At 70.6% G+C, this 807-nt stretch carries 2 protein-coding genes; one reads left to right on the forward strand and one right to left on the reverse strand.

The genetic code is table 11. From position 1 onward, the window contains the following. Positions 1–562: YceI family protein (locus tag ACJA3G_RS37915; RefSeq protein ID WP_406557533.1), on the forward strand; the 562-nt coding region annotated here is incomplete at its 5' end. A gap of 8 nt (positions 563–570) precedes the next feature. On the opposite strand, the gene ACJA3G_RS37920 is transcribed toward ACJA3G_RS37915, so the two are convergent. After that, positions 571–807: YceI family protein (locus ACJA3G_RS37920; protein WP_406557534.1), on the reverse strand; the 237-nt coding region annotated here is incomplete at its 5' end.

Below are 807 nucleotides of genomic sequence, written 5' to 3' on the forward strand. Positions count from 1 at the left end.
CCCCGCCCCGGTCGACCCCGCACTCGCCGCCCTCACCGGCACCTACACCATCGACCCGGCCCACAGCAGCATCGGCTTCACCGTCCGCCACGCCATGGTCACCAACGTCCGCGGCTCGTTCGCCGAGCACGAGGGCACCCTCACCCTCGACGGCACCGACCCCGCGTCCTCCGCCGCCGTCATCGACGTCACGATCGCGTCCGTGGACACCGGCATCGCCGACCGCGACGCCCATCTGCGCAGCGCCGACTTCTTCGACGCCGAGCAGTTCCCCCTGATGACCTTCCGCTCGACCGAGGCCCAGCAGCTCGGCGGCGACAAGTACCGCATCGTCGGCGACCTCACCATCAAGGACGTCACCCGGCCGCTCGCCATCGACCTGGAGTTCAACGGCTCGGCCACCGACCCCTACGGCAACCAGCGCGTCGGCTTCGAGGGCAGCGCCGACATCCTGCGCTCCGACTGGGGCCTGACCTGGAACGCCGCGCTGGAGACCGGCGGCGTCGTGGTCAGCGACAAGGTCAAGCTGACCTTCGACATCTCGGCGATCAAGTCCGTCTGAGGCCGGCCCTACCAGCCACCGCCGCCGTCGAAGCCGCCGCCGGTCTCCAGCGCGGCGTTCCAGGTCAGGCCCCAGTCGGAGCGCAGGATGTCGGCGCTGCCCTCGAAGCCGACGCGCTGGTTGCCGTAGGGGTCGGTGGCCGAGCCGTTGAACTCCAGGTCGATGGCGAGCGGCCGGGTGACGTCCTTGATGGTGAGGTCGCCGACGATGCGGTACTTGTCGCCGCCGAGCTGCTGGGCCTCGGT

It is taken from the genome of Streptomyces sp. YS-3 (assembly GCF_045257485.1).
GTDB lineage: Bacteria > Actinomycetota > Actinomycetes > Streptomycetales > Streptomycetaceae > Streptomyces.